Origin of the sequence: Marinomonas phaeophyticola (genome assembly GCF_026966905.1) — a bacterium.
Taxonomy (GTDB): domain Bacteria; phylum Pseudomonadota; class Gammaproteobacteria; order Pseudomonadales; family Marinomonadaceae; genus Marinomonas; species Marinomonas phaeophyticola.
In genome coordinates, this window is record NZ_JAPUBN010000017.1 from 107,576 (window position 1) to 130,073 (window position 22,498).

Annotated in this window: 20 protein-coding genes and 1 pseudogene; 6 read left to right on the top strand and 15 right to left on the bottom strand. The window is 42.4% G+C overall.

Going from position 1 to position 22,498, the window contains the following annotated elements; translation table 11 throughout:
- Nucleotide 1: 1 nt before the first annotated feature.
- The 4 genes from O1D97_RS11810 to O1D97_RS11825 all read right to left on the bottom strand — a co-directional run bounded on the left by O1D97_RS11810 (nucleotide 2) and on the right by O1D97_RS11825 (nucleotide 3,935).
- Nucleotides 2-1,279, bottom strand: a complete 1,278-nt coding sequence (locus tag O1D97_RS11810; RefSeq protein ID WP_269125822.1) for a TRAP transporter large permease — start codon at nucleotides 1,277-1,279, stop codon at nucleotides 2-4.
- A complete protein-coding gene (locus tag O1D97_RS11815) occupies nucleotides 1,273-1,761 on the bottom strand; it encodes a TRAP transporter small permease (RefSeq protein WP_269125824.1) in 489 nt (162 codons plus the stop codon). The genes O1D97_RS11810 and O1D97_RS11815 overlap by 7 nt, the downstream gene beginning before the upstream one ends.
- A 49-nt stretch (nucleotides 1,762-1,810) precedes the next feature.
- On the bottom strand, nucleotides 1,811-2,845 hold the full coding sequence (gene dctP, locus O1D97_RS11820) for a TRAP transporter substrate-binding protein DctP (protein ID WP_269125826.1): 1,035 nt from the start codon (nucleotides 2,843-2,845) through the stop codon (nucleotides 1,811-1,813).
- 160 nt (nucleotides 2,846-3,005) lie between these two features.
- Entirely contained in the window at nucleotides 3,006-3,935 is a 930-nt protein-coding gene (locus tag O1D97_RS11825; protein WP_269125828.1) for a LysR family transcriptional regulator, read from the bottom strand.
- A 196-nt stretch (nucleotides 3,936-4,131) separates the two neighbouring features.
- Here O1D97_RS11825 and O1D97_RS11830 point away from each other — a divergent pair, with 196 nt between their 5' ends.
- Both O1D97_RS11830 and argC read left to right on the top strand, forming a co-directional pair.
- The gene (locus tag O1D97_RS11830; protein WP_269125830.1) at nucleotides 4,132-4,536 is read left to right on the top strand and encodes an acyl-CoA thioesterase; all 405 of its coding nucleotides are present in this window, start codon (nucleotides 4,132-4,134) and stop codon (nucleotides 4,534-4,536) included.
- A gap of 325 nt (nucleotides 4,537-4,861) precedes the next feature.
- On the top strand, nucleotides 4,862-5,797 hold the full coding sequence (gene argC, locus O1D97_RS11835) for an N-acetyl-gamma-glutamyl-phosphate reductase (RefSeq protein ID WP_269125832.1): 936 nt from the start codon (nucleotides 4,862-4,864) through the stop codon (nucleotides 5,795-5,797).
- A gap of 141 nt (nucleotides 5,798-5,938) precedes the next feature.
- On the opposite strand, the gene iolG is transcribed toward argC, so the two are convergent.
- The 8 genes and pseudogenes from iolG to O1D97_RS11875 all read right to left on the bottom strand — a co-directional run bounded on the left by iolG (nucleotide 5,939) and on the right by O1D97_RS11875 (nucleotide 16,487).
- The gene (gene iolG, locus O1D97_RS11840) at nucleotides 5,939-6,937 is read right to left on the bottom strand and encodes an inositol 2-dehydrogenase (RefSeq protein WP_269125834.1); all 999 of its coding nucleotides are present in this window, start codon (nucleotides 6,935-6,937) and stop codon (nucleotides 5,939-5,941) included.
- Nucleotides 6,938-7,147: 210 nt separating this feature from the next.
- Nucleotides 7,148-7,973 (bottom strand): annotated as a pseudogene (gene iolB, locus O1D97_RS11845) (5-deoxy-glucuronate isomerase).
- A gap of 21 nt (nucleotides 7,974-7,994) precedes the next feature.
- The gene (locus O1D97_RS11850) at nucleotides 7,995-9,521 is read right to left on the bottom strand and encodes a CoA-acylating methylmalonate-semialdehyde dehydrogenase (RefSeq protein WP_330221475.1); all 1,527 of its coding nucleotides are present in this window, start codon (nucleotides 9,519-9,521) and stop codon (nucleotides 7,995-7,997) included.
- Between the two features lie 42 nt (nucleotides 9,522-9,563).
- On the bottom strand, nucleotides 9,564-10,487 hold the full coding sequence (gene iolE / locus O1D97_RS11855; RefSeq protein ID WP_269125836.1) for a myo-inosose-2 dehydratase: 924 nt from the start codon (nucleotides 10,485-10,487) through the stop codon (nucleotides 9,564-9,566).
- A gap of 28 nt (nucleotides 10,488-10,515) precedes the next feature.
- A complete protein-coding gene (iolD, locus tag O1D97_RS11860; protein WP_269125838.1) occupies nucleotides 10,516-12,393 on the bottom strand; it encodes a 3D-(3,5/4)-trihydroxycyclohexane-1,2-dione acylhydrolase (decyclizing) in 1,878 nt (625 codons plus the stop codon).
- A gap of 2 nt (nucleotides 12,394-12,395) precedes the next feature.
- Nucleotides 12,396-14,366: a bifunctional 5-dehydro-2-deoxygluconokinase/5-dehydro-2-deoxyphosphogluconate aldolase gene (locus tag O1D97_RS11865; protein ID WP_269125840.1), complete on the bottom strand. Its 1,971-nt coding sequence runs from the start codon at nucleotides 14,364-14,366 to the stop codon at nucleotides 12,396-12,398.
- 126 nt (nucleotides 14,367-14,492) lie between these two features.
- Nucleotides 14,493-15,290: an ATP-binding cassette domain-containing protein gene (locus tag O1D97_RS11870; protein WP_269125842.1), complete on the bottom strand. Its 798-nt coding sequence runs from the start codon at nucleotides 15,288-15,290 to the stop codon at nucleotides 14,493-14,495.
- Between the two features lie 54 nt (nucleotides 15,291-15,344).
- Nucleotides 15,345-16,487 (bottom strand): ABC transporter permease, encoded by a 1,143-nt coding sequence (locus O1D97_RS11875; RefSeq protein ID WP_269125844.1) that lies wholly within the window; start codon nucleotides 16,485-16,487, stop codon nucleotides 15,345-15,347.
- Nucleotides 16,488-16,946: 459 nt separating this feature from the next.
- Here O1D97_RS11875 and O1D97_RS11880 point away from each other — a divergent pair, with 459 nt between their 5' ends.
- Together O1D97_RS11880 and O1D97_RS11885 are read left to right on the top strand one after the other, a co-directional pair.
- A complete protein-coding gene (locus O1D97_RS11880; RefSeq protein WP_269125846.1) occupies nucleotides 16,947-17,906 on the top strand; it encodes a sugar ABC transporter substrate-binding protein in 960 nt (319 codons plus the stop codon).
- 199 nt (nucleotides 17,907-18,105) lie between these two features.
- Complete coding sequence (locus O1D97_RS11885; protein WP_269125848.1) at nucleotides 18,106-18,966, top strand: MurR/RpiR family transcriptional regulator; 861 nt, start codon at nucleotides 18,106-18,108, stop codon at nucleotides 18,964-18,966.
- A 3-nt stretch (nucleotides 18,967-18,969) separates the two neighbouring features.
- On the opposite strand, the gene O1D97_RS11890 is transcribed toward O1D97_RS11885, so the two are convergent.
- The 3 genes from O1D97_RS11890 to O1D97_RS11900 all read right to left on the bottom strand — a co-directional run bounded on the left by O1D97_RS11890 (nucleotide 18,970) and on the right by O1D97_RS11900 (nucleotide 21,608).
- Nucleotides 18,970-19,653 carry a YoaK family protein gene (locus O1D97_RS11890; protein ID WP_269125850.1) on the bottom strand — a complete coding sequence of 228 codons (684 nt, stop codon included), beginning with the start codon at nucleotides 19,651-19,653 and terminating at the stop codon, nucleotides 18,970-18,972.
- A 289-nt stretch (nucleotides 19,654-19,942) separates the two neighbouring features.
- Nucleotides 19,943-20,275, bottom strand: a complete 333-nt coding sequence (locus tag O1D97_RS11895; RefSeq protein WP_269125852.1) for a tetrahydrofolate dehydrogenase/cyclohydrolase catalytic domain-containing protein — start codon at nucleotides 20,273-20,275, stop codon at nucleotides 19,943-19,945.
- A 379-nt stretch (nucleotides 20,276-20,654) separates the two neighbouring features.
- A complete protein-coding gene (locus tag O1D97_RS11900) occupies nucleotides 20,655-21,608 on the bottom strand; it encodes a GlxA family transcriptional regulator (RefSeq protein ID WP_269125854.1) in 954 nt (317 codons plus the stop codon).
- Nucleotides 21,609-21,741: 133 nt separating this feature from the next.
- Here O1D97_RS11900 and O1D97_RS11905 point away from each other — a divergent pair, with 133 nt between their 5' ends.
- Nucleotides 21,742-22,062, top strand: a complete 321-nt coding sequence (locus tag O1D97_RS11905; protein ID WP_269125856.1) for a DUF3817 domain-containing protein — start codon at nucleotides 21,742-21,744, stop codon at nucleotides 22,060-22,062.
- A gap of 2 nt (nucleotides 22,063-22,064) precedes the next feature.
- A complete protein-coding gene (locus O1D97_RS11910) occupies nucleotides 22,065-22,493 on the top strand; it encodes a CopD family protein (RefSeq protein ID WP_269125858.1) in 429 nt (142 codons plus the stop codon).
- The last annotated feature ends 5 nt before the right edge of the window (nucleotides 22,494-22,498 follow it).

Below are 22,498 nucleotides of genomic sequence, written 5' to 3' on the forward strand. Positions count from 1 at the left end.
ATCACTTAAAGATACCTGGTAAGAATAACGTTAAATTGGGATAACAAATTACAAAAATTTGCGCAACGATTGCCACCAACACAAACGGCCAAATACTTTTAAACATTTCCGTAATTTCCAACTTACTCACAGCTGCGGCAACGAAAACGCACGCCCCCATCGGCGGTGTAATTAGGGCAATTGTAATGTTCACAGTAATCACCACGCCAAGATGAATGGGATCTACCCCAGAGGCGATCGCTACAGGAAAGAATACTGGCGTTAATAACATCAATGCAGATACTTCTTCCATCAACATCCCAATGAAGAAAGTGATCGCACTCAAGATCAACAACACAATCGTTGGATTATTTTTAAATGGCTCTAAATAAACGACTAATTGTGCCGGCAGCTGTGCATACGCTAACAACCAACTAACCACGGATGAGGCGGCTATAATGACAAAAATTGTTCCCGTCAAAATAGCGGTATCCGTTAGCGCTTCAATGAGTTTACGCACACTAAGGGTTCGATTAAGCAACCCTAAGATAAGAGCATAAGCAACAATTAAAGCGCCCGATTCTGTCGGTGTAACAAAACCAAACACAATACTGGATACAATAATAAAAGGCGCAATTAATGCTGGTGCAGAATACCAAAATGCCGATAACACCCCTTTCAGACTCGCCCGCGCATGTTGACTTTGAATGCCCACTTTTCTCACATATAAATAATTCATAACAAGAAAAGCACCGCCCAGTAATAATCCAGGTATCACACCGGCTAAAAACAAATCGCCAACAGAGGTATTCGTTAATGACGCATATAGAATCATAAAAATACTAGGTGGTATAATGGGCCCTATCAACGAACTGGCAGCCGTCAACCCCGCGGCATAACTGGTTGCATAGCCTTCTTTTTTCATCGCGGGTACAAGTAAGGAACCTAATGCTGACGTATCCGCTACCGCAGAACCATTAACACCGGCAAAAAACACACTGGATACAACATTGACGTACCCTAAACCACCTCGTAAATGACCTACCAAAGAATTGGCTAGTCGAATCAACTGAGATGTAAGTCCTGATGTATTCATCAAGTTACCCGCTAAAATAAATAGAGGGATAGCCATCAACGCGAAAGAATTAATTCCTCCATAAAATTGCTGCGGTATCATCCGGTATGCCAACGAAAAGTCGACAAAAACAAACCCTATCAATGCGGCTAACAACAAACAGATAAATAGTGGTACACCCAATAATATATTGACTAAAAAAGTCCCAATAATAGCGGCTAACATAAGTCTCCCCTTACTTGCTCAGGTGATGAATAAGGACCTTTAGTCAGAGCCATAAAGAACAAGGCAGTAAAACCAATGGGAATAGCTAACAAAGGAATGGTTTTACTTATGCCTAACCCCATACTGGAAAATTTCCCCATTGAAAGTGAATAGCGCGCACTGACATACACAAAAAATAGTGACACCCCTAATACCACTAACCATTGATACATTTGAATCATATTTCTCAATCGTGCGCTGACAATTTGCTCGACAAAGGACACTTTCATATGTCGAGAATCCATGTAAGCACAGGACATAACTTGCATGACACAGGCGATAATTGCGTAACGAGAAAGCTCGTCAGACCAAATAGGAGAATGATTTAATATATAGCGAGTAAAAACACTATAGAGAATAAGCAGTACATTTAAAGCCAGTATCGACGCAGAAATGCATAGCATGGCGCGATACAAGGCCGTACGAATTTGATTTAGAGTCATAGATAGCCCCGAAAAGGCGCCCGAGGGCGCCAAACAGATTACGTTTTATTTATTTTTTAAACGCGGCGTCTTTTAGGGCAAGGTCCACCCACTCCTGGCCAATACCTTCTTCTTGTAACCAAGAGAAGTAAGAAGGTTGTCCAACTTGACGGAATTCTTCTAATTCAGCTGCAGTTGGGCGATATATTTCCATGCCATTGTTTTCTAAATACGTAATACGTGACTCAACCTGGCTTTCTACTGCACGGCGATTAAGTGCATTCGCTTCTTTAACTGCTTCCAAAAGTGCGGCTTTATCACTCGCAGACAAATCTTTTAATAATTCATCATTCGCTACTAGGAACTGATCAGAGTATTGAATATTAGCTAAAGTTGCATATTTTTGAACCTCAAACAAACTGCCCAAAATAATGTACATTGGGGGATTCATTTGACCATCCGCCACTCCGGTTTTTAGAGCAAGGTAAACTTCTGTCCATGGAATAGGCGTTCCTGATGCTCCAAAGGCGTTATAAAGAGCAACTTGACTTTTATCCATTGCACGGAAGCGTAAACCATCAAAATCTTTTGGGGACTTAATCGGCAATTTATTATTAGTAAAGGCTAAGAAACCACCTTCTTCAACCACGGCTAATAAATGACCTCCGGTTCTTTCGTAAAAAGCACTTTGCGCTTTTTTCCAGTACTCACCTTCGTCAAAAAAAGTTCGTGCTTCATCAAAGTCGGCGAATAAAAAAGGGATCGCACTTACAAAAATCTCAGGGAATAAAGGAGAAATACCTCCGAACGAGGCCACATTTAAACTGGGAGTATTTAATACTTGTTCCATACGCTCTTCTTCTTCACCTAACATACTGTTTGGGTAAAGTTTAAGGTTTAGTTCACCACCCGTTTTTTCAGAAACTAACTTTTTAAGATTCTCTGCAAATAAATGCACCGCATTTTTATCAGCATCAGGAGCCCCATTGTAACTAAGGTTAATCGTCTGAGCATTAATAGCTAAAGACGCTGATGACAATACGGTTCCAAGAGCCAATGCCTTAAATAAGCGAGTTGTGGCAAACATTTTATTAACAAGGTTCATGATGTGTTTCCTTTATGAGTTAACGTTTTTATTAAATATTGTAATTGTTTTTTCTTAACACCTACCAAGCTATACTTGAGATGTTGACATCACAATAGGCAAAGCGTTGCATTATAGTCAACACCCAGGTTTTACCATAGCGCAATCGTCAATATAGACTCTATCTAGTGTAGGGTGAGTTGGGCGCTAAAAAAGTCATGGTTTCTGAAAGATGGTCCAAAAGCGCTTGTGCAGCCAGCGTCAGCTCTCGGCCCTCTATGCTTAATACACGTACTTTCGCTTGAGAAAAAATGAAATTATCCATTTTCACAACCATGATTTTTTTATTTTCGATCTCTTCCCATACCGTCAGTAAAGGCATAAAAGTGACTCCGAGACCTGACACCACAAAGTTCTTTAGTGCCGCAACAGAGTTAGTTCGTAACCTAGGAGTCAGTTTAAGGTGATTTACTTCTTCAGCTAAAGTTACTAGACGCCCCATTCCCGTTGATTTATCAATTAGTGCAATCGGATACTCCGCTACAGAATCAAAAGTAATAGGAGTTTTATAGTTAGTAAGATCATGCCCTGGAGGCACAATCAACTCTAAAGGGTGTGTCGTTTCTAAATGACAATGAAGCTTAGGGTGGTTAGCTGAGGCATATGTTAATGCAAAATCTATATGTTCTTCTTGCAATAAATTTACGGCATCTTGAGCCCCTGCCATCTCAACGGTGAGTTGGATATCTTTATGTTTTTCTAAAAAGGACTGTAGGGAGGATGAGATAAGGTCGCCGATAATACCTTCTCCAACCGCAATACGTACTTCTCCTGTACGCAAATTTAACAAGTCATCTATCCTAGACAACGTTGCCTGTTCGCTTGCATGCATTTTACGATAGTATTGCAACAACTCTTCACCCGCCGGGGTAATAGGATTGCGATTATTGGTCCTGTCCCATATTGGTATCAATAAATTTTCCTCTAATTGAGAAAGCAACCGGCTCACTGCAGAAGGATCAACATTGAGCCTTGCCGCCGCTTTTCGTAGGGTCTTATAACGAGCAATGGCATTAAGATACTCAAGTGCACGGGCAGGAAGTTTATGCATTTTTTAATCACCTCACTATTTTCAGCATTCATTTTATACAGTAAAAAGCCTATAAAAAGTAGAATGTAAACCTAGTAAGCCCCTAAACATAGATTCTCTTTATAGGAATGTCAGTAAACTCGAGCGTTTTTGTTATATGCATCTCTTCTAAAGCATCGTAACCTTTTTCACTTAATTTATTACAGAAGGAAAGGCAATGATCAACTCCGTTCTAATCAAAGTCAGAGGTTTCCATGTCGATATTTTCCAACATGTAAATAACGCTCGTTATTTAGAATTTTTAGAAGAAGGTCGCTGGGCTTTTTTTGACGATTTCGGTTCAGGGACAGAGCTAATGCAACAGGGAATCGCATGGGCGGTAGTGAATATTAATATTGATTTCAAATCAGAAGCAAATTTTGGTGATGTATTAGCCGTACAGACACACTTTTCTAAGCTTGGTAACCGTAGTATTACCATGAAACAACGCATTATTAATACGCAAAACCAAAACGTAGTGGCAGAAGCAGACGTGACTTATGTTTGTTTTTCCAAAGAATTAAAAGCCGCGGTCCCTTTACCGGATGATTACAGACAAAAAATAGAAGCGGCTATTGTTTAATTGTCCTTAACACTTTAGTTAAAATAGGCCAGTGAATTAAATTACTTTCCTAGGATGAGCCATTCTTAATTTATCATTGAGTTATCAGAAACCCTCGCCCCTTGACTCAAAAACTAGGGGCGATTCTATTCTACCGGTCTCGATTCTGAATTCGCCATCTAGTAAAATACACGTTAGGGTCTAAAAAATTCCGGTTCCCCTCAGAGATTTCAACTATTCAGCTGACACTGTATGCTTTAAACTATCGGCCATCTAATCATACAAAGTAGTATAACAAAATCGTTTACCTACTTTGTTTTACGACCCAAAGTTAAGGAGCTAGGCCGTGAAAAACGTATTCATTGATGGCGAAACAGGCACAACAGGCCTTCAAGTAAGAGAGCGCCTGCTTAATCATCCGCACATTAAGATCATTAGTATTGATCCAGAGAAAAAACGCGACGAGTCGGAAAAACGTCGCCTAATGAAAGCGGCGGATGTAACAGTGCTTTGCCTTCCCGATGATGCCGCGAAAGCGAGCGTTATTCTAGCAAAAGAAGAGGATTGCCGTATCCTAGATGCCAGCTCAGTTCATCGTGTTGCAGAAGGTTGGTCTTATGGCTTGCCAGAATTAGATGTGTCTCAGCGTGACAAGATTGCTAAAGCTCAGTTTGTATCCAATCCAGGTTGTTACCCTACTGGTGTGATTCTTGTATTGAAACCTTTGATTGAAGCCGGCTTATTACCAGTCGATGGCAATTATGCGATCAATGCCATTTCAGGTTACAGTGGAGGCGGTAATGCACTGATCGATAGTTACGAGAAAGAACCAAACGCACCGGTATACGGTGTTTATGGATTAAACTTTGCCCATAAACATTTACCTGAACTTGAAAAGTGGTCTGGCCTGTCGAAAAAACCCATTTTCATTCCGAGTGTTGGCAATTTCCGTCAAGGCATGTTGACCTTTGTCCCCGTTGAATTAAGCGAAGATGTTAGCGCCCAACAGCTGCATGCAAAATTGGCAGAAGTGTATGGAAAAGAGGCCTTTATTTCGGTGAATGACTACAATGTGATTGCCGATGATGCCGCGCCTTTCCTAACCCCCCATAACATCGATAACAGCAACCGTGTGGAATTGTCTGTATTTGGTTCCGCAGATGGCAAATCTTGCTTATTGGCAGCTAAGTTCGACAACCTAGGTAAAGGAGCGTCTGGCGCGGCCGTCCAAAACCTCAATATCATGTTAGGGTTTGATGAGTCTCTTGCTGTCGAACTTTAATCCTCTTATAGAGCACGGGATTACAAATAAAAACCCTTCAATACTTGGATAATCCAACTATTGAAGGGTACTTCGATCTTCAGGACTTGATTAACAACCCCCTTTGTTCGATAGCTAGCGTCGAAGCGTTTCAATTAAGCCTTACCAATTGAGGGTCACTTTCTTACCAGTCTCTAGCGATTGCTGCGCCGCATCAGCCAATATTTGAGCACGACGCCCATCTTCAAAACTTGGTGTAACAGGCTGTTTGGCAATCACATTTTCGATGAAAGACGTTAATTGCAAGTTATAAGCGTCAACATAACGATCAATAAAGAAGTTATAAAGAGGATCTTGTACTTGCGTTGTTGCTTTCGTAAAACGGCTAACAGAAGTCGGTGTCTGATTGTTTGAAATCACCATACCTTCTGAACCAAACGCCTCCACACGCTGATCATAGCCGTAAATCGCACGACGAGAGCCATTTATGTGAATTAAGCGGCCAGATTGGCTTTTCATGATCAACATAACACTGTCAACATCGCCAATTTCAGTGATTTTTTCATCGACCATGGCTCCGCCAAAAGCTTGTAATTCAACAATTTCTTCGCTCAAGACAAAACGCGCCATATCAAAATCATGGATAATCATGTCACGAAAGATACCACCTGAGGATTTTAGGTACTCCACTGGCGCCATTCCAGGGTCGCGACTCGTAATGATCACTTGTTCTAGTTTACCAATACTGCCATCTTGAGCTGCTTTGGCAATCGCAGCATGACTAGGATCATAACGACGATTAAAACCAATTTGGATAGGCACATTACAACCTTTAATCTGTTCCATACACGCATTAACCGTCGCGGTATCCAAATCAATCGGCTTTTCACAAAGAATCGCTTTGCCTGCCTTTGCGGCTTTTACAATCAGATCAACATGCGTGTCGGTACTGGTTGCGATTAATACCGCATGCACATCCGGATCAGACAAGGCTTCTTCAACACTGGCAACCACTTGAGCACCTGTGGATTTAGCCACCTCTTCCGCGGCCGGTGCATATACATCAAATACGTATTTAAGATTCGATTGAGCAAACGCTTGAATATTTTGTGCGTGCATTTTTCCAATTCGACCCGCACCAAATAAAGCAAAATTAAGCATGATTTATCCTTTCAATGTTATTTTTAACTGTTCTCGCATACAGTATTGACCTACTCTCCTTATGTCCTCATCCAACCCTCTCTCATAGCAGGAAAGGTCTGGCACTTGGCTCCCACCCTTTATCTTTAAAAGGAGGGAGTAGGCATTTGGTGATACATCATCAATAGTGCTTTTAATAACAGCAATTTTTTTGATTAAAATATATGAATTTTACCCTTTTTTATCACGCTCAATAATCCATTCATGATCAGGGTCATTATGGAATATCCAGTTTCGGCTTGGGCCCGCCATTACATTTAAATAATAAGATTGATAACCATGAGGTACACCGACAGGGTGATAACCTTTCGGCACCATAACAAGGTCACCATTTTCCACCGCCATGGTTTCATCAAGGCTGCGATCATCTGTGTAAACACGTTGAAAGGCAAACCCTTGTGGTGGATCTACTTTATGATAGTAGGTCTCTTCCAACTGAGTTTCAGATGGGGCCGCATCGGTATCATGTTTATGGGGCGGATAACTCGACCAACCACCACTTGGGGTAATTACTTCACATACCAATAGGCTATCGGCCGGTTCATTGCCGAATAAAATATTACACACATGGCGTGTATTACTGGTAACACCACGGGTTTCATATTGGCACTGCCCTGGTGTAATCAGTTTTGCTGCAACCCCCCTTCCCAGGTGCTTTACAGAACGCCACTTCTACATCCGTAATGGCTTCGATACGAATCTCGTCCTGTGCTGGCGCATAAACAGAATATGGGGCTTTCTGTTCAAAGACACTCATACGATCTCCAATATCCGACCAAGCTTCATGCTGGGTACTGGCATTGGCTTTACCGGATAGAATCACCGCACAAACCTCATCGGTTCCTGTCGCAATAGTAATAGATTCACCTGCCGTTAAGTCATGTGCTTCAAAGCCAACATACTTCCAATTCGCACTTTCAGGTGTGACATGCTGGACTTTAGTCTGTCCAGCCTGTTTGTTTTTACTTAGACCATTTTTACTTAGTAAATGTGACATGTTCAAAAACCTCGTAACCAATTACTTCATAGTGGGCATTGAGAACTCAGGGCCAGCACGTAAACCGGTTGGCCAACGGGCAGTCACCGTTTTCATACGCGTATAAAAACGCACACCATCGGGTCCATGCATATGCAAAGGCCCAAATAAAGAACGCTTCCAGCCACCAAAACTATGGAATGCCATTGGTACTGGAATGGGCACATTTACACCAACCATACCCACCTGAACATTTTCGGTAAACTGACGTGCACTGTCACCATCACGGGTAAAGATCGCTGTACCATTCCCGTATTCGTGCTGATTGATTAATGCCAAACCTTCTTCATAAGAGTCAACTCGAACCACACATAATACAGGCCCAAAAATTTCTTCGTCATAAATTCTCATGCCCGCTTTCACTTGGTCAAAAAGTGTTGGACCAACAAAGTAACCTTGTTCATGATTTTTTACGACAAAGTCACGTCCATCAACCACCAAAGTGGCCCCTTCGTCTACACCAGAGGTAATGTAGTCACGTACTTTTTGAGCGTGTTCTTTACTTACTAACGGCCCCATATGAGGTTCATTTTCAATGCCATACTGCTTATAAAGTCCTGGCCCAACGGTCATAGTCGTTATTTCACTCTGAATTTTAGCAATCAAATTGTCAGCCACCTCATCTCCAACACAAACGGCTACAGAAATCGCCATGCAACGTTCACCTGCCGAACCGTATGCCGCTCCCATCAGGGAGTTAACCACTTGATTAGGGTCAGCATCAGGCATCACCAACATATGATTTTTCGCACCACCAAGTGCTTGTACTCGCTTGCCATGAGCACTTGCGGTTGCGTAAATGTATTGCGCTATTGGTGTGGAGCCAACAAAACTCACCGCTTGTACTCGCTCGTCGGTTAACAAGACATCTACTGACTCTTTGTCGCCATTAATCACATTGAAAACACCATCTGGTAAACCCGCTTCTTTCAATAATTCAGCAAGACGCATAATGGTGCTTGGGTCTTTTTCAGAAGGTTTCATTACGAAAGTATTACCGCAGGCAATGGATACTGGAAACATCCACATGGGCACCATAGCAGGGAAATTGAATGGGCTGATACCTGCGCACACACCAAGGGGTTGCATGAGGCTATAGCTATCAACACCACGACCAACATTTAAGCTATGCTCACCTTTTTGTAGATGTGGAATACCACAAGCAAACTCAACGACTTCAAGACCTCGAGTCAATTCGCCCATGGCATCGGAATACACTTTGCCATGCTCGCTAGCAATCAATTCCGCTAACTCATGACGATTTTCTTCAACCAGCGCTTTAAATTTAAATAGCACACGAGCACGATTTAATGGAGTCACTTTTGACCAGGTTACAAACGCGGTTTGTGCTGACGTAATTGCGGCTTGTGTTTCTTCAATGGTACTTAACGATACCGACAAAGACACCTCTCCTGTTGCTGGATTAAACACCTTTGCGGTACGAGTAGAATGGCTAGCAACAAGCTGGTTATCAACAAAATTGCCCATCACTTTATTCAAATCTGACATTTTATTCTCTCTTCAATATAGTAGGATAGTATTCACGTGAAATTAAAACGCAAAACCGGCTTTCGTAAGGTTCGAAGATAAATACTCGTAACCCATTTTAGCGTAGGTTAATGGATTCGCGATGGCTGGATCCTGTTCTGCTTCTACCACTATCCAACCGCTATAATTTACCGTTTTCAATACTTCAAAGATGGGCAAGTAATCAATGCTGCCATCACCAGGAACCGTATAGACCCCCTCTAAAACGGCATTCAAAAAAGCGCTATCACGATTTAGGTTGTCTTTTAAAACCCCTGGACGAATGTCTTTGCAATGCACGTGCTTAATTCGCTGAGCGTGTTTTTTCGCTACAGCCAGCGCATCACCGCCAGCAAACGTAATGTGCCCCGTATCCAGTAGTAAACCGACATTATCTCCTGTCATAGCCATTAACTTGTCTACTTCCGCTTCCGTTTCAATCACGGTCCCCATGTGATGGTGATACGCCATTTTTACGCCTTCTCCTGCCATATAGTCAGCTAGCTGCGTCATACGGGCGGCGTATTCCACCCATTGAGCCTCTGTCATACGTGGACGTTGAGATAAAGGGGCAGACTGATCTCCATGGATACAACCACTCACCTCGGCGACCACCATTACACTTGAACCTAATGCTCTCAACAAATTGAGATGATCTTGCATAGCTTCTATTTCATCTTCTACACTGCGTTCTAGCAAACGTGCGCTATACCAACCAGAAACAAGTGAAATATCGTGTTGTTGTAAAATCGGTCCTAATACTGAAGCCTCTCTAGGGAATTTATTCCCCAGTTCAATGCCACTGTAGCCTGCCTGACGTGCTTCACTTAAACATACTTCAAGTGGGGTGTCCGCGCCTAAAGAAGGCAAATCATCGTTGGTCCAAGTTAATGGATTAATACCGATTTGAACCTTAGCGATCGGTGTCATAGTGTTATTTTCATTCATAGGATGGCTCCAAGCTCTGATCTAAAAATTAATAAGGTTGTTGTTGTTTTGACACCTTGTACTGACGCTCGGCCTGCACGACTTCGTCACGAATCGATACTTCTGGCACCGCCACATCCCACCAAGCACCACCATCTTGTGTACTTGGCATAGGATCGGTATCCATCGCAATAACATAAGTCTGTTTACTGGCTTTGGCTCTTGCTAAAGCCGCTTCTAAACCAGCTAAACAATTTACCTGCTCCGACTCAGCTCCTAACGCTTTTGCATGCGCGGCAAAATCCGTCTTAGGTGCGCCAGCTTCCACTGTATGGCAGTTATCTAGTAAGTTATTAAAGGGCTCGCCTCCGCATGCTTGTTGCAAACGGTTGATACAGGCATAACCACGGTTATCGAGAACAACCACTGTCATTTTTAACCCCAACATCACCGAAGTCGCAATTTCAGAGTTCAGCATTAAATAGCTGCCATCCCCTACCATTACAATCACATCACGCTCTGGCGTGGCCATTTTCACCCCCAGACCACCCGCAAGTTCGTACCCCATACAGGAAAAGCCATATTCAACGTGATAACCTAAATCCGATGATGTCCGCCATAACTTGTGCAACTCACCCGGTAAACCACCCGCGGCCTGCACTATAGTAGTGTTAGCCGATGCAAAGCGATTCACCACACCAATCACATTGGCATCAGTCGGCAAGTAATTCACGTCACTCGCTTGTTCAGGCAACGCGATTGCATTATCTACCGCCGCTAACCATTGTCGATTTAAGGTTTGTACCTGCTTCACCCAAACAGAAGGTGCTTTCCAGCTAGGCACGGTTGAATTAGTCAATACCCCTGCTAACTCTTTTAAGGTCGATTTTGCATCCCCTACTAAGGGCATTGCATTGTGTTTTTCCGCATCAAATGGCGTCACATTGATACTTAATAAGGTATGTTCTGGATTCGTGAATAAGGTACGTGATGCAGAGGTAAAGTCTTGCAGACGGGTACCAATAGCAATGATTAAATCCGCTTCTTGTGCGGCACCATTCGCGGCACTTGAACCCGTCACACCCACAGCCCCAATATTTAATGAATGATCCCAAGAAAGCACGCCTTTACCGGCTTGCGTCTCACAGGCTGGAATTTGAAAGAGCTCAATAAACGCTTTTGCTTCAGCAACAGCCAGACTGTAATGCACACCACCGCCAAGTAAGATCAATGGTTTTTTAGCTTGTTTAATCGCTTCAACGGCGGCTGTTAACTGATTTAGATCCGTTCGATTACGACGTAATTTATGCACTCTTTTAGTAAAGAAACTCACAGGAAAATCAAACGCCATGGTTTGAACATCCTGTGGTAATGCCAAGGTAGCGGGGCCACAAGTGATGGGATCCAGCATAGTATTAATCGCCGCGGGCAAGCTAGTAATCAACTGCTCAGGACGATTAATACGATCAAAATAGCGCGACACTGGACGAAAGCAATCATTCACCGACATGGTTGGGTCATTAAAATGTTCCACTTGCTGCAGTACTGGATCAGGTGCACGAGTAGCAAACACATCACCAGGTAAGAACAACACAGGTAAACGGTTAGCCATTGCAAGCCCTGCCGCCGTTACCATATTTATAGCACCAGGCCCAATGGAAGAGGTACAGGCCATAATACGTTGACGCCTATGTTGCTTTGCATAGGCACAAGCCGCTAACCCCATCCCTTGTTCATTGTGTGCTCGAAAGGTTGTGAACTCATTTTTTACCTGGGCTAGGGCTTCTCCTATTCCAGCCACATTACCATGACCAAAAATAGCCCATGCACCACCAAACAACGGCACTTCTTCACCGTCAACTAGGGTAAATTGCATTTGCAGATGCTTGACTAGAGCTTGTGCCATGGTTAAACGTAATGTCTCCATCTCTATGCCTCCATCAGCTTAGCTGAGCTATCGTTTTGACTCTCACAATGACGCTGTTGCCATAAGCTACTCATTTCCAAATAATTCGCTTTCACCCTAGCAATGTATTCAACGTCATCAATCTCTTTTCTTAACCACGCTTTAGTGGGTTCCGAAAAAATGGTCCGGCCAATCGCAAAGCCTTTACAAATATCTTCTCCAGCGGCCGCATTAAAACCCGCTTTGAGATCTTCAACCGATGCATCTAGTCCCAGCAACACCACACCACGGCAAGATGGCGCGCGCATCGAAATAAGATCTCCAATCTGCTTCCAAGCGGCTTTACTTGGTGATGGCAATTTCCACCAATCAGGGAAAATACCTAGGTTATAGAAACGCTCGATCGAACGGGACAAGGTATCATCCGCAATCTTGGTACCTACTGGAGGAATAATCTCGACAAGCAATTCATGGCCAGTGGTGCAACAAGCTCGATAGAGATCCATCACTTTTTGTTCTTGCTCATTACGTAAAGAAATTTCATCATCTGGATGGTAGAAAACCAAGCATTTAACAATATGATTAGCAGGCCAAGTCGCTATTGCCTGACCCACATTATTGCCTAATTCAAAGCGCAACGGACGACTGCTCGGCATTTCTACTGGGCGGGCAATCCAATGATCTTTGCCGGTAATATCATTCAAGACATCTTGCGCAAAGGTGCCATCGGCTAAAATCCCCGTCCCTCCGACTTGATCACCTAATTCATCGGCACCTTGATAAGCCGCTTCTAATATCAAGTTTTTCGCTTTAGCGATTTCTGACAATGGTGCACCTGCTTCACGACACATATCCACAAATTGGCGCCTATGGTCAAAGGCTAAAATACACATATCCTGCCATTCTTTAGTATTTTCTTGACGCCCTAATCGCTGTGTCGTTACTCGATGCAGATAATTGAGAACGGGATCAAGATCCGGTCTTGGAATCTCATTTCTATGAATTAAGTAATAATCCAACTCTTCACGGCTCGGCATTGCTGGAGCACAACCATGACGAGAGACCACTATAGCGCCACAGGCGTTGGCGTAATCACAGGCATTTTCTGTCGTTTCCCCTTGAATCCAACCACGTAAATAGCCACTTAAAAATGCATCCCCTGCGCCCAGTACATTAAGCACGTCAACGGTTACCCCATATCGAGTAACGCCTTCATCCAAGGTTTCTGGAATCGCCTCTTTAAACACTGAACAACCTAAGGCCCCACGCTTAACCACCAGTTCAGCGGCTGATACTTTACGAATACGCTTTAGACACTCAATCGTATCTTCACAGCCACCAGCAATGTGGAATTCTTCTTCTGTACCTACTACTAAGTCACATAAAGGCATGATAGAAAGAAGATGCTGAGTTACTGATTCATTTGAAACAAAACGATTTTCGCCTTCACCTCGCCCCGTTAAGCCCCACAAAACAGGACGATAATCAATATCAACGACGACTTTTGTATTATTGGCCTTGGCATATTGAATCGCCGTTCTTGCCGCTAAGTCTGTGCCTTCGGTAGAGAAATGCGTTCCCGTAATAAGTAAGGCTTTCGAGGAGGTAATAAAAGCCTCATCAAAATCGTTTTCTCGGATGGCCATATCGGCACAATTTTCACGATAGAAAATCAATGGAAAGGTGTCTTTATCTTTAATTCCCAATAGAACCAATCCAGTCAAGCGCTCCTCATCAGTAACCACATGTGAAACATCCACACCGACTCGGGCTAATTCCTTACGTACAAAACGTCCCATGTGCTCATCACCCACTCGCGTTAACATGGCTGATTTCAAGCCCATACGAGCGGCACCAAAAGCAATATTACAAGAAGACCCACCTAGGTATTTTTTAAAACTGCTTACGTCTTCTAAGGGTGCACCAATCTGCTCTGAATATAAATCGACTGCTGCGCGTCCTAAGCAAATAACATCTAATGTTTTATTATTCATTCTCGTTCCCCATCGTACTGCTCCACCTCAACCCACGTACTTTTTTCGTAAGATTCTACTACGCTGTCAAGGAAGATATTTATCTGTGTAGCGGCGCTAAAATCAGGCCACAATGGTATGTCATTCTTAGGCTGTTGCATCTAAGCGACTAAACTCTTCTAGTTCAGCCGTTAATGCATCCAGCTCCTGACCACCAGCCATCATTTCCAGCACATCTTCACGGCTCACTTCTGATTTCAAGAAAGAACCTAAGCTTTGACCACGATTTAATAAGGTAAAGCGGTCTGCAATTGGATAAGCATGGTGAACATTATGGGTAATCAGGATAACGGCCAAGCCACGAGCCTTCGCTTTAGCAACAACCTTTAAGACATTCGCAGACTGTTTCACCCCTAGCGCCGCAGTGGGTTCATCCAATATTAGAACTTTAGCGCCAAAATGAATCGCTCGAGCAATGGCCAAACATTGTTTCTCACCACCGGACATAGTGCCGATTGCTTGAGAAGGATCACGAACATTAATACCCATTTCAGCCATGCCCGCTTGGGCAATGTCATTGGCTTTCTCTAGGTCAAAACGTTTAAAAAGACCTCGACCTTTTGTAAGCTCGCGCCCCATAAAAAAGTTTCGTGTCACACTCATCAAAGGCACTAGCGCAAGGTCTTGATACACGGTGGCAATACCCGCATCTAACGCTTGAACAGGTGATTTAAACACAACTGGTTTGCCTTCCAAATGGTATTCACCTTCACTTGGAACATGTACACCAGCTAAGGTTTTAATCAGTGTGGATTTACCCGCGCCGTTATCCCCTAATAGGCAGTGAACTTCTCCTAGTTTCACCTGCATATTAATACCTTGTAGGGCAATAACTGAACCAAAGTAGCGGCTCACATTTTTTAATTCAATAATAAATTCGCTCATTTTGTTCTCCTAAATTCTTAATATAAAAAGTAAATTCGTATTCAAAAAGCAGGACTAATGTCGAGCTTCTGTGACCTTTTTACGAATGTAGTTGTTGAACAAAACAGCAATTAACAACATGGCGCCTAAGAAAACACGGAACCAATCTGAGTCAATACCAGTAAAGAAGATCCCCATTTGCACTACACCGAAAATCAATGCACCGAAACAAGCACCAATGACAGAACCATAACCGCCGGTAAGCAAAGCACCACCTATTACCACAGCAATAATCGCTTCAAATTCTTTTAGAACACCACGATCAGCGGACGCAGAACCAAATTCAAAGACCTGACAAGCGGCGTATACAGTAGCTGTAAAAGCCGTAAACATGAAAAGAGAGATTTTAACCTTATCCACTGGTACACCGACATTACGTGCGGCTTTATCATCGCCCCCAGTAGCAAATATCCAGTTACCATAAGATGTGCGCAAGAGAACCCAACTCGCCACGACCGCAAGAAGAAAACACCAAACAACCACCATAGGTAACCCTTCAACAACAGGCGTACCATCTTTATAGCTGCTTATAATGCCAACATCCGCCAGCCATACGAACAACCATTTACCGATTGTTCCGCCAAACGCTGCCGCTAACCAATCACCTTCAGCAAATTTGTCTACACCACCAACAATCGTACGGTTAGTGAATAAGATGGATAATGCAATTGTTAACCCTCTTAAAATAAAGAGAAAGGCCAGACTGACAATAAAAGAAGGTAAGCCTGTTTTCACCACGATATAGCCATTTAGATAACCTATTAATAATGCCCCCGCAAAAGCAAAGATAATAGCCGACCATATTGGCCAGCCCCAATACACCGCAGGGATAGTCATCATCATGCCAGCGAAACCAATCATGGAACCAATCGACAAATCAAACTCACCCGCAATCATCAATAAACAGGCACTGATAGCGATCAACCCTAATTGCGCCGAAACGGTTGTCCAGTTCATGATGCCATCAGAGGCAAACATACCGGAGTCCCCTGCCGTTAAGAAGAAAAATACAAATACTAATAATGCACCCGACATAGCTCCAAGCTCAGGTCGATGCAACATTCGCTTCCAAGCGGGCACTTTTCGAACCCGCTCATCCCCTGAAGACACATTGCTTGCCGACTCTGGCTTCTCAACTAATTGAGTTGGTTCAGTCATAACATCTCACCTTTACTTATTATATTTATTTTTGTGAACCCTAATATTGCGATAGCGGTACGTTAGACTACCTTCTAGCCTTATAACGTATTTGCACAAACAAACATTAGAGCAAACCAATTAACGTAACAGAGCTTTACATCTCTTCGTTTCAACAATGAAACCATAATAGAATATTTATTTCATTTTATTCAAGAAATAAAATAAATATTTTTTATTTTTTTATTAATTTTTTAACAAAACATCTCTTTATAAGGTATAAAAACCTTAAAAATCCTTTAAAAAACAATAAATTAAATAAACAAAATTCAATTGGAATGAAAAATTCCAAAACCTTGCAATTATGAAACATACATTCTATTATCGATTTCGTTCTGATCAATAATGAATCAGAAGAAGTGTTTACTAAATCCAAAAAAGTCATAACAAAAATAATTAAGCAAAGCGGAGATAGTTTTAATGAAAAAATTTCTTAAGAAAAGTACCGCCATATTAGTCGCAAGCGCAGCCACTTTAGGCGCCATGTCTGTTGCCACAACAGCACACGCTGAGGGCGAACGTTTTGTATTCATCTCCCATGCACCGGATTCGGATTCATGGTGGAATGTCATTAAGAATGCCGTTAAGCAAGCTGGCGATGATATGGATGTCACTGTGGAATACCGTAATCCACCAACAGGTGACTTGGCCGATATGGCACGTATTGTTGAACAGGCCGTAGCGACGAACCCCGACGGTATCGTTTTGTCTATAGCCGACTTCGATACATTAGAGGGTCCTTTGGAAAAGGCTTCTCGCAAGGGTATCCCATTCATTACCATGAACTCAGGTACTGAAGCCCAGTCAAAAGCGCTAGGAGCATTAATGCATATTGGTCAACCTGAATTTGCAGCGGGTCTTGGCGCCGGTGAGCGTGCGAAAAAAGAAGGGGTTAAGTCTTTCCTTTGTGTGAACCATTATATTACCAACCCAGCTTCTGTAGAGCGCTGTATGGGATTTGCAAAAGGCTTAGGTGTAGAGCTTGGTAGCCAAATGATTGACTCAGGATCGGATCCGACCAACGTAGAAACAAAAGTATCCGCTTATTTACGTAAGCACCCAGATACTCAAGCCATCCTAACCTTGGGGCCAACCTCTGCTCACCCGACATTGCGTGCTATTAAGAAAAACAGAAACTTAAGCGATGTTTACTTTGGTACGTTTGATTTAAGTGGAGAAATTTCTGAGGCTATTAAAGATGGTCGTATTGATTTTGCCATTGACCAACAACCCTACTTACAAGGTTATTTACCTGTCAGCTTTTTAACCCTGTACTCGCGCTACGGTTTGATCCCAAGTAATAATGTCAATTCAGGTCCAGGCTTTATTACTAAAGATAACATCGAATTAGTTGAAAAATACGCCGGTGAATTCCGTTAATCAACGACATTATTAGCGGCGTTAAAAAACGCATCCTTGGAGGCCATAGAAAAACATGGTTTCTACATTCGAAGGCAATACCTCTTTTGGTCTTGCCTTCTTTACCTTTAGGAAGATACATACAAGTATTTTTAACAAAATATCGCTATAATAATCAGAGTTAATGCCATCTTTAAATTACGATATCTGGAGCCATTTTTTGGGCGCACCTACTTCTCTTGATCAATTACAACAAACCATTAGCCGAAACTACAACGGCTTAAGTAAACGTTTACAACAAGTTGCTCGTTTTTTACTGGAACACCCGAATACGGTCGCTCTAGAAACCGTGGCCAGTCTTGCAGAGCAATGTGACGTCCCACCTTCTACACTGGTTCGGTTTGCGGCGGCCTTTGAATACAATGGCTTTAGCGAAATGCAAAATTTATTTCGCCAGTCGCTAGTCGAACAAACGTCTAGTTACAGTGAGCGTGTCAAACTCAGCAAAAGCAACACCAATACCAAAGTTGATGCGTCTTATATATTAGAAGAGTTTACCAGTGGAAACGCTTTCTCTATGGGACAAATGAATCATCAGTTCTCTCAAGAGTTGCTAAATAAAGCGGTTGATTTGCTTGAAAATGCGCAGAATATCTATTTAATTGGTTTACGTCGAGCCTACCCCATTTCAAGTTACTTCGCCTACAGTTTACGTCACTTAAATAAAACCACTCACCTCATTGATGGTGGTGGTGGCATGCTTGTTGAGCAAGCCAGCAACATTCGTAAAAACGATGTTATTATTGCCACCACGTTTAGTCCCTATGCAAAAGAAACCGTTAATGTCAGTGACTATGCATTCAAAGCAGGGGCAAAAGTCATCGCGATTACCGACAGTAAAATTAGTCCATTAACAGCACTGTCCGATGTGTACTTTGATATTAAAGAAGCAGAAGTAATGGGATTTCGCTCCCTCACCTCTTCAATGACATTGGCTCAAACTTTATTAGTTGCTCTAGCTTATCGACTTAACAGCGATGGGAAGATGAGTGATTTCAAACAAATAGAATGGAAAGAGTAATGACTACACTTCCACTTTATTGGTCTTATTAGCATATCTCGCGATGTACATGGAATAAGAAAAGGCTAATAGAAAACATATAGCGGCGGGTATAAATAACGCCTGAAACTGGAAGAGACTGAAGAAATACGCTCCAAATGCGCCACCACAGATAAATCCAGTGATGATTAACATAAACAATAATGCTTTGCGATTATCAAACGGCACACCTCTTAGTTTCGAGCCCAACATGATACCTAAATCCGTAAAAATCCCCGTGACATGAGTCGTTCTGACAACCGCCCCACTAAAGGTCGTCGCCAAAGCATTCTGCAAGCCACACGCGGCCGAGGCAAAATAATGGCCGCTAAAAGAATCTGTTGATAAAAAATACAGCGCAATTAAAAGAAACACCGCCTCCAAAGAAAGTAAGCCGCTGTAATTATGACCTAATTTCAAAGACCCGCTACGCAAGAAATAACCAGAAACAGACGCTCCCACTAAAAAGCTCATTAGAATCGCGGCTAAATGCAATGTATCTGTCAATGTTGAGTTAATAATACCAGTGCCAAGCAATGTCGCCGTACCGGACAAATGGGAAATGGATTGATGCTTAAATCCCAATAGGCCGATGGAATTTACCAGTCCAGCCACTAATGCCAGCAAAAATGAACCATACTCTACCCAGCGGGGCAATTTTGAAATCACGGTAAACCTCTATCTAGCTAATCGCACTTTGAATAGATACACGAAATGAAACCGAAGCAACACTAAGATTTACGAACATGTCCTTCAGTATGACTTAAAAATGAAATAATTAATCAGGGCACGATAAATACTCAGTTCAAATATTACCCTATTTTATTAATCACCCGATAAGAACGGCACTCAAGTATAGCAGTGCCATGTTACTGACTCCAGACATGGGAGCGGTTTAAACGAAGAAGAAATTAAGCGAGTTTATAAAAGCAACCGCATACTTCCCAGTCAAATCATCTTACGTTTGCCTCAACATCATCATGCAACCTTGCGGAGTACAAAGTCTAGCCTTGGCTTTCCTGACGTTAGAGCCCCTCACATTCAATAAATGAAAACCATCAACATCTTTACTTGGGTCAATGGCTTTAATAATTTCGCTTTCATTTAAATGAACGGGTAATGGTAACTGCACTAAGATATCGTGAACTTCTGGATTCTCGTTCAGAGCGACAACAAGCCCATTAAGTTCCATCTGCGAAACGTCCGCCTCAAGCTGATGCTCAAAAGAGTGCATTCCAACTTCAAGAGTCGAACGGATTTTAATACGGACATAAACTTTAAGTTGGGTCATCCCCAACTAATACTGTTTTCATGATGTTTTTATAATCATATTAAGCCGTTAGCGATTTGCGCTTCCTTTGATACAAGGCAATAAAGCTAATTAACAACGCACAGGGAAGATAAACAAAAAATGCGGATATGACAAATATGTTAACCTGGCATCAGGAGACAGTTTGGAAGACATGCTTGAACACGTTACAGAGCACATGCAACAGGGCTATAATAAGGTTGAAAATCTAGTATCTAATATTGAATCCAGTAATTGATGATAAGATAAAAGGGGTTCAAACTCCTTTTATCTGTTTACAACGCTTGTTCGCTTAACGCAGTTACCATTTTAGTGATATGCAACATCTTTTCCCTCCCGCCTCTTGACCGACAGATAAGGTTTATTTTCTACGAAATAGCTGGCGATACCCTTTGGGGCTGTTGCCGAAGGTTTTACTGAAGTGTTCTCTGAGTGATGTTGATGAGCCGAACCCAACGTTTTCAGCGACGCATTCAATCGATTGGTCTGTGGTTTCAAGTAGGCATTGGGCGCGTTTTAATCTCGCTTGGATGATCCATTGTAATGGGCTCATTTGAAGTTGTTCTTGGAATCGACGATTCAAAGTGCGAACGCTAATGGACGCAAAGTCCGCCATGTTTTTGAGCGTGATCGTCTGATCTAACCTTTCTTCTATCCATTGTAATAAAGGGGCTAAGCTGATCGATAAAGAGGGTGTTTTGTGGCGTATATATTGAGCTTGTCCACCCGCTCGTTCTAATGGCACAACCGCTTGGCGTGCGGAATTAGCAGCAATGGCTGCGCCATAATCTCGTCGAATTATATGCAAACACAAATCGATGCCTGCTGAGGCACCAGCTGACGTTAATATTTGACCATTATCTGTGTACAGCACATTGGGAAGCAGAGTGATGTTGGGATAAAGAGATGAAAATAACGAGACCGCTTTCCAATGTGTCGTGACTTCCATCTCTTCAAGCACACCACTAGCAGCCAAAACGAATGCACCCGTGCAGATAGAGACAATTCTCATCCCTGACAAAAACGCGTTATGAATCACGGCGCAAAGGGCATCGGGTATTTTCTCACTTGGGTCGACTAAGCCTGGAATAATCAACGTCTGTGCATCTTTTAATTGATCTACTCCCCACTTTACCTTTAGGTCAAAGCCTTGTGTTTTAACCACTGGAGTGAGCGCACAGACATAATTTTCATAACCAGGACGGTCAGATTCTAGTTCCACTGATTGAAATAATTCATACGCGGTTGTGAGGTCTACGGCGATCATCCCATCAAAGGCAAGGATGACAACTTTATGAGGCTTTATAGTAGGCATAGGTTTTTTCAATAATGGGTTTTAAATGATTTTGGCCGTTTTCTTTCGATTATAGATATTTTAGCCTATAGGTGTAATCAATACGACTCATCATAATGAACACCTTTTTAATCCACTTAAATCCGGTGCCGCGATGATAAACAATAAAAGTACTGATCATTTTACTTCCCTTCAGAGAATCGCGATGATCGAAGGAATTACTTTACTCTTACTTATTGGTATTGCCGTACCATTGAAACACTTGGCTCACATGCCTCTCATGGTTCAGTTATTGGGCCCTATTCATGGAATGACGTTTATTTTATATCTCTGGTCATCGTTCAATGCGGCCGCGGAAGAAAACTGGAGTAAAAAGTATTTGATCAAAATCTGTTGCGCCGCCTTTGTTCCATTTGGGGGTTTTATTGTCAGTCGCCTTGCACGCCAATCCGCCAACGCTAAAAAGGAGTTATAGAATTGATCTATTCTCTCGTTAAATCCTTACACTTAATCTGTTTGTTTATGTGGTTATCTGGCATGACCATGCAAATCTTGTCCTTGCATTTGGGTAAGATGTTACCTGGGACACTTTTACCGCAAGAAGTGGCAAGACTGCGTCTTCTCACTATTTATGATCGATTTATGGTTGCGCCGGCGATGTTCATGGCCATAGGAAGTGGCCTATTCATGGCAATGAATTTTGGTTGGCTCGATCATGCTTGGTTACACGTTAAAATACCTTTAATCGTTATCCTAGTCACCATACACGGAATGCATTCAGGGAAGATCAAACGTATGACTCATTCATCTGAAAACAAGGTGTCATTCAATATGAGCAAAGCCTGTACGACTTTATTGAGTGTTGTCATCTCTATTATTGTCCTTGCTGTATTCAAGCCTTTTTAAGGGGA